Origin of the sequence: Ensifer adhaerens (genome assembly GCF_002007205.1) — a bacterium.
Taxonomy (GTDB): domain Bacteria; phylum Pseudomonadota; class Alphaproteobacteria; order Rhizobiales; family Rhizobiaceae; genus Ensifer; species Ensifer adhaerens_D.
The window spans coordinates 450,452-463,525 of the sequence record NZ_LAZS01000014.1; the positions used below are offsets into that span (position 1 = coordinate 450,452).

The 13,074-nt window shown below is 64.7% G+C and carries 8 protein-coding genes; 3 read left to right on the forward strand and 5 right to left on the reverse strand.

Annotated features, from left to right (window positions below):
• Positions 1–71 precede the first annotated feature (71 nt).
• Both XB14_RS32270 and XB14_RS32275 read left to right on the forward strand, forming a co-directional pair.
• On the forward strand, positions 72–2,075 hold the full coding sequence (locus XB14_RS32270; RefSeq protein WP_077968645.1) for a hydantoinase/oxoprolinase N-terminal domain-containing protein: 2,004 nt from the start codon (positions 72–74) through the stop codon (positions 2,073–2,075).
• Between the two features lie 203 nt (positions 2,076–2,278).
• The gene (locus tag XB14_RS32275; protein ID WP_077968654.1) at positions 2,279–4,450 is read left to right on the forward strand and encodes a malate synthase G; all 2,172 of its coding nucleotides are present in this window, start codon (positions 2,279–2,281) and stop codon (positions 4,448–4,450) included.
• Between the two features lie 115 nt (positions 4,451–4,565).
• On the opposite strand, the gene XB14_RS32280 is transcribed toward XB14_RS32275, so the two are convergent.
• On the reverse strand, positions 4,566–6,497 hold the full coding sequence (locus tag XB14_RS32280; RefSeq protein ID WP_077968656.1) for a HAMP domain-containing methyl-accepting chemotaxis protein: 1,932 nt from the start codon (positions 6,495–6,497) through the stop codon (positions 4,566–4,568).
• A 273-nt stretch (positions 6,498–6,770) separates the two neighbouring features.
• Entirely contained in the window at positions 6,771–7,460 is a 690-nt protein-coding gene (locus XB14_RS32285) for a L,D-transpeptidase (RefSeq protein WP_077968657.1), read from the reverse strand.
• A 183-nt stretch (positions 7,461–7,643) separates the two neighbouring features.
• Here XB14_RS32285 and XB14_RS32290 point away from each other — a divergent pair, with 183 nt between their 5' ends.
• On the forward strand, positions 7,644–8,168 hold the full coding sequence (locus tag XB14_RS32290; protein WP_077968659.1) for an MmcB family DNA repair protein: 525 nt from the start codon (positions 7,644–7,646) through the stop codon (positions 8,166–8,168).
• Between the two features lie 75 nt (positions 8,169–8,243).
• Here the strand turns inward: XB14_RS32290 and XB14_RS32295 are convergent, their stop codons facing one another.
• The 3 genes from XB14_RS32295 to hrpB form a co-directional block, all read right to left on the reverse strand.
• Positions 8,244–8,828 carry an ActR/PrrA/RegA family redox response regulator transcription factor gene (locus XB14_RS32295; RefSeq protein ID WP_077968661.1) on the reverse strand — a complete coding sequence of 195 codons (585 nt, stop codon included), beginning with the start codon at positions 8,826–8,828 and terminating at the stop codon, positions 8,244–8,246.
• Positions 8,829–8,910: 82 nt separating this feature from the next.
• On the reverse strand, positions 8,911–10,218 hold the full coding sequence (locus XB14_RS32300; RefSeq protein ID WP_077968663.1) for an ActS/PrrB/RegB family redox-sensitive histidine kinase: 1,308 nt from the start codon (positions 10,216–10,218) through the stop codon (positions 8,911–8,913).
• 34 nt (positions 10,219–10,252) lie between these two features.
• A complete protein-coding gene (gene hrpB, locus XB14_RS32305; protein WP_077968665.1) occupies positions 10,253–12,712 on the reverse strand; it encodes an ATP-dependent helicase HrpB in 2,460 nt (819 codons plus the stop codon).
• Between the last annotated feature and the right edge of the window lie 362 nt (positions 12,713–13,074).

The following is a 13,074-nucleotide window of genomic DNA, read 5'->3' on the forward strand; positions in this document are numbered from 1 at the left end:
TGTCATATCACCGCATCGATCCCCATTGAACCCGGGGCCCTTAGCCCCGCGCGAATTCCGGACTGCGCGAATTGACCTCCCATTTTCTTCTCGGCATCGACACCGGCGGCACTTACACCGACGCCGTTCTCTTCTCGGAAACCAAAGGTGTCGTCGCCAAGGCCAAGGCGCTGACCACCCGCCACGACCTCGCGGTCGGCATTTCCGGTGCGGTCGAGGCCGTGCTCGATCAGGCGAAGGTGCCGCTATCGGCGATCAGCATGGTGTCGCTGTCGACGACCCTTGCCACCAACGCCCTGGTCGAGGGGCAGGGAGGGCGTGCCGGTCTGGTCATGATCGGCTTCGGGCCGGATGACCTGAAGCGCGACGGATTGCTCGAAGCGCTCGGTTCCGATCCGGTGCTCTTCTTACCCGGCGGTCACAATGTGCATGGCGGCGAAACCCCGCTCGACATGAGCGAACTCGACGCCGCCCTGCCGGTGCTTGCCGGACAGGTTTCCTCCTTCGCCATTGCCGGCTACTTCGCCGTGCGCAATCCGGATCATGAAAAGCGGGTGCGCGACCGCATCCGCGAAGTCTCGCACCTACCGGTCACCTGCAGCCACGAGCTGTCCTCGAAGCTCGGCGGACCGCGCCGCGCCTTGACGACGCTGCTGAATGCCCGGCTGGTGTCGATGATCGACCGGCTGATCGGCTCCTGCGAAGGTTTCCTGAAGGCGCGCGGCATCGACGTGCCCATGATGGTAGTGCGCGGTGACGGTGCGCTGATTTCGGCCGAGGAGGCGCGGCTGCGCCCGATCGAGACGATCCTCTCCGGTCCGGCAGCAAGCCTCGTCGGTGCCCGGCATCTGACCGGTCTCGACAATGCCGTGGTTTCGGATATCGGCGGCACCACCACCGACGTGGCCGTGCTTGATGGCGGTCGGCCGCGTCTCGATGCCGAAGGCGCCGTGGTCGGCGGCTTCCGCACCATGGTCGAAGCGGTGGCGATGCGCACCTATGGACTCGGCGGCGATTCGGAGGTGCGCATCAACGATCGCGGCCTCAAGGCCAAGCTCGATCTCGGTCCGCGCCGACTGATGCCGCTGAGCCTCGCGGCTGCGCTGCATGGCGATGCCGTCATCTCGGCGTTGGAAAAGCAGATGCGCGCGCAGCACCGCGGGCGCCACGACGGCCGCCTTGCCGTGCGCACCGGCCTGCCGGACCATCTGGCAAGCGGGCTGCAGCCGCAGGAACAGGCGCTCTACGAGCGCATCGGCAGCGTGCCCATTGCGCTCGAAACGCTGCTTGTCTCGACGCCGCAGAAAGCGACACTCGACCGGCTGGTGGCGCGTGGGCTCGTGCATATCTGCGGCCTGACGCCATCCGATGCCATGCATGTGCTCGGCCGGCAGTCGCAATGGAATCTGGAAGCGGCTGAGCTTGGCATCGAGCTTGCAGCGCGTACCCGCGACGGCTCTGGCCAGTCGATAGCCGCATCGCCGGAAGTCATGGCCGAGATGATCGTCGACCGGCTGACGCGGCAATCCTGCGAAGTCATCCTGCAGGCCTGTCTCGGCGAGGATGGCGCGGGTGCGATCGATCCCGCCGTATCGCAGGCTGTCGATCGCGCGCTCAACCGCACCCCGGGCATCGTCCGCTTCTCGCTCGCGCTCGACCGTCCGCTCGTCGGCCTCGGTGCTTCGGCGCCGGTCTATTACCCGGCTATAGCCGAGATGCTCGGAACCGATATCGCCATTCCGGAGGAGGCCGGTGTCGCCAATGCCGTCGGCGCGGTCGTCGGCCAGGTCAGCGCCACGGTCACGGTTTTCGTGACCATGCCGGAGGAGGGCATCTTCGTCGTCAACGGTGCCGGGGCCAGCGAACGCGTTCTCGACCAGGAGGAGGCCTTCGACGCCGCGCGCCGGCGGGCGGAAACGGTCGCGCTGGAGACAGCCCGCACCAATGGTGCCGATGATCCTGCCTCGCTGTTGCGCGAGGAGATCGACGCGCCGGAGGTCGAGGGCAGCCGCAAGCTGATCGAGGCCCGGTTTATCGCCTCGGCAAGCGGTCGTCCGCGCATCGCTCACGATTGATCTTTTCCATTTCGGAAACAATTCTTCGCATCCTTGCAGAATTGACAGGGAATGAATTGGTGAGAAACTGCGGCCGTTTCGCGCGCACATTGCGCATGGGCTGGTCCGCGATCGGTTTCAGGCGCAGGATCAACATGTTGGGGCGTTCATCGGATCTGTCCGGATCGGTGGCGCTCCTTAAGTCTATTTCAAGGAGTTGGCAGATGGACCGCATTGAGAAGTTTGGGTTGAAGATTGATGCGGGACTCCATCGCTTCCTGGTGCAAGAGGCGATGCCGGGCACCGGCGTCGAGGCGGAGCACTTCTTCGCCGAGCTTTCCGCTCTCGTCCACGACCTGGCGCCGAAGAACCGGGCATTGCTTGCCAAGCGCGACGAGCTGCAGGCCAAGCTCGACGCCTGGTACAAGCAGAATGGCGCACCGGTCGACATCGAGACGTACCAGACCTTCCTGCGCGACATCGGCTACCTGCTGCCGGAAGGCGGCGAATTCAGCGTTTCGACCGCCAATGTCGATCCTGAGATCGCAACGATCGCCGGTCCGCAGCTCGTCGTGCCCGTCATGAATGCGCGCTACGCCTTGAACGCCGCCAATGCGCGTTGGGGCTCGCTCTACGATGCGCTCTATGGCACGGATGCGATTTCCGAGACGGACGGCGCGGAAAAGGGCCGCGGCTACAATCCCAAGCGCGGCGCCAAGGTCATCGCCTGGGCGCGTGACTTCCTCGACGCCAGCGCACCGCTGGCGAAGGGACGCTGGGCCGACGTTACGTCCCTGAAGGTTGCTGGCAGTGCGCTGGCGATCGGTCTCAAGGATGGTTCGAGCACCGCACTGCGCAACGCTGCCCAGTTCGTGGGCTACAGTGGTTCCGAAGGAGCACGCGCGGAAATCGTTCTGCGGCACAACAATCTGCATGCGATCGTCGTTCTCGACACCTCGACGCCGATCGGCAAGGAAGATCCGGCCGGTATCGCCGACGTCATACTCGAATCGGCAATCACCACGATCATGGACTGCGAGGATTCGGTCGCCGCCGTCGACGCCGAGGACAAGGTCGTCGTCTACCGCAACTGGCTCGGCCTGATGAAGGGTGACCTCGAAGAAGAGGTCGCCAAGGGCGGCAAGACCTTCACCCGCCGCCTCAATGCCGACCGCACCTACCAGGCGGCTGCCGGCGGCACGCTGTCCCTTCCCGGTCGCTCGCTTATGCTGGTGCGCAATGTCGGCCACCTCATGACGAATCCGGCTATCCTTGATCGCGACGGCAAGGAAGTCCCTGAGGGCATCATGGACGCCATGGTCACGGCGCTGATCGCCCTGCACGATATCGGTCAGGGTGGGCGCCGCATGAACTCCCGCGAGGGCTCCATGTATGTCGTCAAGCCGAAGATGCACGGGCCGGAAGAAGTCGCCTTTGCCTGCGAGATCTTCGCGCGCGTCGAAAAGGCGCTCGGCATGGCCGCTAACACCATGAAGATGGGCATCATGGACGAGGAGCGCCGCACCACGGTCAGCCTCAAGGAATGCATCCGCGCTGCCCGCGAGCGCGTCGTCTTCATCAACACCGGCTTCCTCGATCGCACCGGCGACGAAATGCACACGTCCATGGAAGCCGGCCCGATGATCCGCAAGGGCGACATGAAGCAGGCCGCCTGGATCGGTGCCTACGAAAACTGGAACGTCGATATCGGCCTTGAATGCGGCCTGTCCGGCCATGCCCAGATCGGCAAGGGCATGTGGGCGATGCCCGATCTGATGGCGGCGATGCTCGAGCAGAAGATCGCTCACCCGAAGGCCGGCGCCAACACCGCCTGGGTTCCGTCGCCGACGGCCGCCACGCTGCACGCCACCCACTACCACCGCGTCAACGTCGCCGACGTTCAGGCAAGCCTGAAGAGCCGGCCGCGCGCCAAGCTCTCCGATATCCTGTCGGTACCGGTCGCGGTCCGTCCCAACTGGACGCCGGAGGAAATCCAGCGCGAACTCAACAACAACGCGCAAGGCATCCTCGGCTACGTCGTGCGCTGGGTCGACCAGGGCGTCGGCTGCTCGAAGGTTCCCGACATCAACAATGTCGGCCTGATGGAAGACCGCGCGACGCTGCGCATCTCCGCGCAGCACATGGCCAACTGGCTGCACCACGGCGTCGTCACCGAGGCCCAGGTCGTCGATACGATGAAGCGCATGGCCGCGGTCGTCGACGGTCAGAACGCCGATGATCCGCTTTATGTCGCGATGGCCGGCAACTTCGACGGTTCGATCGCCTTCCAGGCCGCCGTCGAGCTCGTCCTCAAGGGTCGTGAGCAGCCGAACGGCTACACCGAGCCGGTCCTGCATCGCCGTCGACTGGAGCTGAAGGCACGCAACGCCGCCTGATTCGAGCTGGCGTTTAATTGTCAAGAAGGGCCGTGCGTTTGCGTGAACGCACGGCCCTTCTTTTTGAGCCTTTCGCCTGGTTCGCTGCCTGGGGAACCGTCTCCGCTGCCGTACTCTAGAACTCGGCCCATCCGTCCGTAGCGAGCGCGGCATTGCCTTGCGTCGCGTAGGCCGCAGGTCGCCGGTTCATTTGGGCGACGGGGCGCCCATGGTCACGCGTCGTTGGGCCGCCCGCCGGCGCAGGTGTCCTCGATCCGCTTTTCGCCTGCGTCTCGCCGGCAAGAATGAAGCGGCCGATGAGGTCGCGAAGATTTGTGCCTTCCTGCGCCAGCGTGGCGGAGGCGGCGTTGGCTTCCTCGACCATCGCCGCGTTCCTCTGCGTCACCTGGTCCATCTGGTTGACCGCCGTGTTGACCTCACTCAGGCCCACGGACTGTTCCCGGGCGGAGGTGGCAATCGCCGCCATGTGTTCGTTGATGGTGATCACATGCGCCTCGATCGTCTGCAGCGCCTCGCCGGTGTCGCGCACCAGGTGCACGCCGTTCTCGACCTCCTGGCTCGATGTACGGATGAGATCCTTGATTTCTTTTGCCGCTTTCGCCGAGCGCTGGGCGAGTTCGCGCACCTCCTGGGCGACGACGGCGAAGCCCTTGCCCGCTTCGCCGGCCCGCGCCGCTTCGACGCCGGCATTCAGCGCCAGCAGGTTCGTCTGGAAGGCGATCTCGTCGATGACGCCGATGATGCTGGAAATCTGGCTGGAGGATTCCTCGATTCGACGCATGGCTTCCACCGCGTTGGCGACGACGACGGCGGACTGGGCCGCGCTGGTCTTCGCCTCGCCGGCGACGTCGCGTGCCTCCTCCGTCCGTCTTGAGGAATTGCTGACATTGGCGGTGATCTGATCGAGCGCTGCCGCCGTTTCCTCAAGGGACGCGGCCTGCTGCTCGGTGCGCTTCGACAGGTCGTCGGCGCTCTGGCTGATCTCGCGCGTGCCCATGCCGATGTTTTGGGCGCTGTCGGCAACGGCGAGAAGCGCATCGTTCAACTGCGCGGCCGCTTTGTTGAGGTCGTGCCGCAATTGTTCGAACTCGGCGGCGAACGGCTCATGTAGCTGAACGGCGAGATCGCCCTTGGCCAGCCTCTGCAGGCCGCCGGCAAGTCCGGCAGTCGCCTGTGTCAGCTTTTCCTGCGCCGCCTGCTCCGCCGCCTTCTGGACGCCGACACGTTCGGCCTCGCCGTTGCGGCGGTTCTCCTCGGCCTCCGCCTGCAGCCGAAGATTCGAGCGCGCCGCCTCGCGGAAGGATTGAATGGCGTGGGCCATTTCGGCGATCTCGTCCTTGCCGCGCACCGGCTCGTCGGCATCTTCGACGTGGCCGTCGATCAGCCGGCGCATGGCGGCGATCTGGCGGGCGAGCGGTCCGACGACGCCGCGCAGCACCACAAGGAAGGTGCCGGCAGCAAGCGCCACGACGAGAACGATGATCCCAATGTTGAGTGTCTGTACGGTTTCGAACTCGTGATGCTTTGCCTCGAAGGCCGTACCGGAAAGTTCGACCTGCAGGTCCGAAATCTCGGAGATCGTTGCCGTCAGCGGATCGATCGTCGCGTAGAGCTTGTCGCGCACGAAGGCATCAAGAGCCTTCTGGTCCTTGGCCGAGAGGATCTCAGTGAGTGCCATGATCGAATCCATCGCAACGACCATCTGCCTTCGTGCATTGTCGACGAGTTTCCGCTCCTCGTCAGTCATCGAGGTCGCCGCATAGGCGTCCCAGTTTGACTTGATCGTTTCCCGTGCGGCATTGACCGAGGCAAGCCCGCTCTCCATCGATTCGTTACCATTGCGCACCTTGTGGGCAGCATCGACGATCGAGACCGCAAAGGCGTCGGAAGTCGCCTTCAGGTTCTTCAGCGGCACAATGCGATCGGCGTAGACCGCGTCCATCATGTCGCTGGTTTCCGACAGCGTGCTCTGGCTGTGAAAAGCGATGCCGATAGCGATGGATGATAGAAGCGCGATTGCGCCGATAAGCTTGGTCTTGATCAGCATGCCAGTCCCTCCCGAGCGAATTTCGTGGGCACACTGTTTCGATTATTTAGATAACGCTTACTTAATAAGCGACTGAATTTAAGTCGAAATTGAACTTTTCGGAGCGGACAGGGACAAATTCCGCGACCCTGATTTGAGCGCGAATCAACAGGGCAACTTTGCGTCGATGGTGTGCTTGGTTGCAGCTTTCGCTCGGAAGTTGGGTGACGTTGAGCGCGAACGTAAAAAGCCGCCGACAGGGTCGGCGGCTTCGTCAGTGTCGATCTGATTCGATTACTGCTGGACGACGACGCGGGCGTTCTTGCCGGGGCGAACGCGGGAATAGAGGTCGATGATGTCCTGGTTCATCAGGCGGATACAGCCGGACGAAGCGGCCGTGCCGATCGACGACCATTCCGGCGTGCCGTGCAGGCGGAACAGCGTGTCCTTGCCTTGGTCGTTGAAGAGGTAAAGAGCGCGCGCGCCGAGCGGGTTCTTGAGGCCGGGGCCCATGCCTTCTTCGACATATTTGGCGACTTCCGGCTTGCGCTCCGCCATTTCCTTCGGCGGGTGCCACATCGGCCATTCCTGCTTCCAGGCGACATAGGCTTCGCCTTCCCATGCAAAGCCGGCCTTGCCGACGCCGATGCCGTAACGAACGGCCTTGCCGCCCGGCAGCACGTAGTAGAGGAAGCGGTTCGGCGTGTTGACGATGATGGTCCCGGGGCGCTCGCTGGTGGCGTAGTCGACGATCTGGCGATGGAAGCGGGTATCGACCTTGTTGATCGGAATGGCCGGCAGCGCGTAGCCGTGATCCTCAACTGCGCCATAATCGCCGTTGAAAATCTGATTCGTAGCGACCGTTTGCGCTACGGGCGCGGGTTCGTTCGCAGCCGTTTCGGGTTTGGACGACGTCGTCGAGCAGCCGGCAACGGCGAGTGTCGCCGCGAGGCTGCACAAGAGGAAGGCATTGCGGAAGCGCATGGGAGTCTCTTAAAAAAGAAGCGAAGTAAAACTGGGTCGCCGCGACCAACAGTGACTACGGTTATTTTCGATTAGTTTGTGCTATGCAAGGGATTGCGCGGCCACAATTTGGCTGAAAAGTGCAAATTCCATGACCCTTGTTTTTTTGCAACAAAATGACCGTGCCAAAGGGACATCGGACGCATGACCATCCTCTCCATCCATGGCGACAACCCGCTGATCGACGGCCGACAGTCAAATCGCGCCATGATGGTGCGCCGCGGCGTGCAGCGGCTTTTCGCCGAACTGCGCCATTCGGTCCTGCCGGAATTGACGCTTGCGAGCGGAAGACGCGCCGATCTGATCTCGTTGTCGGTGAAGGGCGAGATCTGGATCGTCGAAATCAAGACCTCGATCGAGGACTTTCGCGTCGACCGCAAATGGCCGGACTACCGCCAGCATTGCGACCGGCTGTTCTTCGCAACGCATGCCGGCGTGCCGCTCGATATCTTCCCGGAGGAGTGCGGCCTGCTGCTGTCCGATGGCTATGAGGGCCACATCGTGCGCGAAGCACCCGAACACAAGTTGCCGCCGGCGACGCGCAAGTCGGTGCTGCAGCTCTTTGCCCGCACCGCGGCGCAGCGGTTGATGCTCGCGGAATGGGCCGCCGAGCGCAACGGCGAACTCGGTGATTCGCTTGGCGATATTCTCTCCGGTGGCCGCGACTGATCCTGGAGCACGTAACGACCGGGGCAGCGGCAGCGGTACTCCGCCTGAAGCTGCTCCGGTCGCGAAACGGGTCGCTTACTTTGGCGCGCGCTTGGCGAGGATGCGCTGAAGCGTACGGCGATGCATGTTGAGCCGGCGCGCCGTTTCCGAGACGTTGCGCTCGCACATCTCGTAGACCCGCTGAATATGTTCCCAGCGCACGCGATCGGCCGACATCGGGTTTTCCGGCGGTTCGACCCTTTCGCCCTGGCGCTGGACGAGTGCCGCGAAGATGTCGTCGGCATCGGCGGGCTTGGCGAGATAGTCGACTGCGCCGAGCTTCACCGCGTTCACGGCGGTGGCGATGTTGCCGTAGCCGGTCAGCATGATCATGCGCGTGTCGTCACGCCGCCCGCGGATTGCCTCGATCACGTCGAGGCCGCTGCCGTCGCCGAGCCTGAGGTCGATGACCGCATATTTCGGAGGGTTGCCCTTGGCCTTGGCGATGCCCTCTGCCACCGATTCGGCGATGTCGACCGAAAAGCCGCGGGCTTCCATGGCGCGGGCGAGCCGCCTCACGAAAGGGGCGTCGTCATCGACGAGCAACAGGGTGCGGTCCGGCCCGATCAGTTCGGCGTCCTGTGCGGGGGTGCTGGGCGAAGCTGTCGTTTTATCGGTCATTCTCGCAATCCTTGAGCGAAAACAGTGCGCTTTCGCCGAGATTATAGGTTTCTTCTGCCGTCGTTCAATAAACTGCGAAAAGTCATTTCGCCAGTTTCGTATCCATCAGGGCGCGCGGCCATTCGACGCTGACCCGGGCGCCCGGCCTGTCCGGCCCGCCGTTCTCGAAACGCAGGCGCGCGCCCGAGCGTTCGAGCAGCGTCTTGGCAATGAAGAGCCCGAGCCCGAGGCCGCCGGCGCTGTCATCCTTCTGCCGGCGCGTCACATAGGGTTCGCCGATCCTCTGCAGGATGTCGGGCGCAAAACCGTCGCCATCGTCCTCGATCGTCACCCGGACCCGATCCGCCGTGTGCTCGACCGTGACGGTCACCTGCTTCTTGGCGTAGTCGACGGCGTTTTCCAGGAGGTTGCCGAGCCCGTAGAGAATGCCGGCATTGCGGTTGCCGACGGGTTCGCTGGCGCGGTCGCCCTTCTCGACGAGGTTGATATGGATGCCGAACTCGCGGTGTGGCGCCATCACCTCTTCGATCAGCGACGACAGCGGCAAAAGCCGCATGTGCTCCTCGCTCTCGGACGATAGCGTCGTCAGCCGCTTCAGGATATCGCGGCAACGTTCGCTCTGGCTGCGCAGGAGGTGCACGTCCTCGCCGAAGCGCGGGTCGTCGCCGAGTTCGCGTTCCATCTCCTTGGCGACGACGCTGATCGTCGCAAGCGGCGTGCCGAGCTCGTGGGCTGCGGCAGCCGCAAGCCCATCGAGCTGCGACAGGTGCTTTTCCCGCTGAAGCACGAGTTCGGTCGCCGTCAGCGCTTCCGACAGCTCGCTCGCTTCCAGGGACACGCGGTAGGTATAGAAGGCGGCAAAGGCCGTCATCGAGACGATCGCGAACCAGATGCCGGCGGTCAGCACCCGCGGCATCAGCAGCACCGTGCCCGGATACCAGGGCAGGGGAAAGGGCGAGAAGGCAAGCGCGGTGATCGCGATCACCGCGAAGCCGGCGAGGATGATGCTGTGCGATTTCGGCTGCGACGCCGAAGAGATGATGACGGGAACGCAGAGAAGCGGCGCGAAGGGATTGTTCAGTCCGCCGGTGATGAACAGCAGCCCGGTGATCTGCGCGAGATCGAGGCCGAGAAGCGCGAAGGCCGCCGGCGGCTGCAGCCGGTGCGTCGGCGGGTAGCGCAGCGTCACATAGGCGTTAACGAGCGCGAGGCTCGCTATCAGCACCAGGCAGGAAATCAGCGGCAGCGGAAACTGCAGCCAGAAGGCCGTGATGAGGACGGCGATCGACTGGCCGCCGACGGCCAGCCAGCGCAGCCGCACCAGCGTCTGCAGGCGCAGGCTGCGGTTGCTGGTCTGGTCGTTGTTGTGTTCGAGCGCAACAGTGGTCATTCTTGCCGGCATTCCTGTCATCGGTGCTTTCGTTTCATGTACCACGCGGCTTTGCCCGTGTCGTCGGTGCCGCATTGGCGGGATCCTCGGGCCAGGGGTGCTTGGGATAGCGCCCGCGCATGTCGGCGCGCACGTCGCGCCAGGAGCCGGCCCAGAAGCCGGGCAGGTCGCGCGTCGTCTGGATCGGGCGGTGCCCCGGCGAGATCAGCTCGAGCAGCAGCGGCAGCCGGCCGTCGCCGATCGCCGGATGGGTCTTGAGACCGAACAATTCCTGCACGCGGATAGAGAGCAGCGGCTCGTCGCCATCATAATGGATCGGGTGCCGTTGTCCGGTCGGCGCCTCGAAATGCGTCGGCGCGAGCTTGGCAAGTTCCCGCTGCCGGTCATACGGGATGAGGGAGAGCAACCCTTCGGACAGGTTGGATGCCTTCACGTCGGCAATGGCGGTGACGCCATGCTGGAAGGGCACGAACCAGTTGTCGAGGCGGTCCAGCAGCGCCTCGTCGGAGACATCCGGCCAGGGCTCGCCGATCAAGCGGTTGAGGAAACCGATGCGGTCGCGCATCTGCATGGCTTCCTTGGAAAACGGCAGGACGGCAAGACCGAGCTGGCGCACGCCGTCGGCGAGTGCCCGGGCAGCGGCTTCGCCGGTTGGTCTGGCAAGGGGCGCCTCCTCGAAGATGATGGCGCCGAGCCGCGTCACGCGACGCGCCCGTACTTGCCGGCTGGCCTTGTCGAAGAAGCTCTGGTCCTCGCGGGTGATCGCCTCGGGCATATGGTCTTCGACTTCGGCGCGCGTCAGCTCGGCCGCCGCCAGCACGCGCTGGCCGCCGGCGCGGCCGGTGAGGTCGGCGATGACGAGCATGGAAGCCGCCGCAAGCCGCTCCGTCTCCGGTATCTCCGCGCCGCGCCCGTTTGCCATCACGAACCGCCCGCGTCCGCCACGCTGAAGCGCGATACGGTCGGGGAAGGCATGCATCAGCAGCGCCCCCGGCTGGATCGGTTCGTTCGATCTCGGCGCGCCCTTCAATTCGGTCGCCATGCGCCGCGCCAGATTGCGCGAAGCCTCGGCGCGGTCGCCACGCTCCTGGCGGAAGCGGCGCAGCCGGTCTTCGAGGTCGATGCTGTTGCCGCCCAGGCCCTGTTCGGTGAGCAGGACGGCCAGGAGACACGCGGCTTCCGCCTGGCCTTCCTCGGCCGCGGCAACCGCCATTGCCGCGAGCCGCGGCGGCAAGGCCAGGTCGCGGATCTTGCGGCCGTTCGGCGTCAGCCCGCCGGCCTCGTCCAACGCGCCAAGCGTCGCCAGCAATCGCCGCGCCTCGGCGAGTGTCGTTTCCGGTGGCGGGTCGATGAAGGCAAGGGTGGTGGGATCGCTGACGCCCCAATGGGCGCAATCGAGCAGCAGCCCCGAGAGGTCGCTCGCAAGGATCTGCGGTGGCGTGAAGGCGGCAAGCGCTGCGTTCTGGCCGCTGTGCCAGAGGCGGATCGCGATGCCGGGCTCGGTTCGCCCCGCGCGGCCGGCGCGCTGGTCGGCAGACGCGCGCGAAACCCGGACCGTTTCCAGCCGGGTAATCCCGGTCGCCGCCTCGAACACCGGAAGGCGCTGCAGGCCGCTGTCGATGACGATGCGCACGCCGTCGATGGTGATCGAGGTCTCGGCGATCGAGGTGGCAAGCACGATCTTGCGGGTGCCTCCTGGTGCTGGCCGGATCGCCGCATCCTGCTCCTTCTGGGTCAGGTTGCCGTAGAGTGGCACGATCGCGGTTCCCGCATCGAAGCGGTCCTGGAGCCTTGCGGCGACGCGGGTGATTTCGGACTGGCCGGGCAGGAAGGCGAGGATGGAGCCTTCTTCCATACGATGCGCTTCGGAAATCGTGCGCACCATCGTGTCCTCGACGCTTTCGCCGCCGCGGTCCTGGTAGCGGATGTCGATCGGGTAGCTGCGCCCCAGGCTTTCGATGACGGGCGCACCGCCGAGCAGGCCTACGACCCTGTCGACATCGAGCGTCGCCGACATGACGACGATCTTCAGGTCGTCGCGCAGCGCCGCCTGCACGTCGAGCGCCAGTGCAAGACCGAAATCCGCGTCGAGCGAGCGCTCGTGGAATTCGTCGAACAGCACGGCCGCGACGCCCTTGACCTCGGGGTCGTCGAGGATCATGCGGGCAAACACCCCCTCGGTCACGACTTCGATCCGCGTTTTGCCGGAGATCCGGTTGTCGAGGCGCATGCGGTAGCCGACGGTTTCGCCGACCTTTTCGCCGAGGAGCTCCGCCATGCGGCCCGCTGCGGCCCTTGCCGCAAGCCGCCGGGGCTCAAGAAGAATGATCTTGCCGCCCTGCGCCCAGGCCTGGTCGAGCAGGAAGAGCGGAACGAGCGTCGTCTTGCCGGCGCCGGGTGGGGCGGAAAGCACCACGGCGGGGCCTGCGCTCAGTGCATGTGCCAGTGCAGGCAGCACCTCGCGAACCGGAAGCGCAGGAAGCTGTGTCGTCACGTCTGGATCTCCGCCCCTATAATAGGGATGATGGCGCTGCGGGCCGCTGGCGCATCCGCCGGCTCGTGCACCACAAGTTTGTTGATCTGCCCCGCCGCCTGGCTCGCCACGTCGAGCGGGGTGAACATCTCGCAAGTACGGCAACAGCCCGCCCAAGGGCAAGGCGTGGCGCCGGCCAAGCGGGTTGGCGTGGCGTTTCCCTATGAGACGATCAACATCTGACGATCGAAAGGCCCGTGCCGACTATATGTAGGGAAGGTCGCTCTGAGGCGCATTTTGACCGCTTGAAGTGGCCATCAGGATTTTGACCGCCTGGTCAAAGATTCGCGCTGCGGATTCGCAGGTTTTCCGGTGCTCTAAGT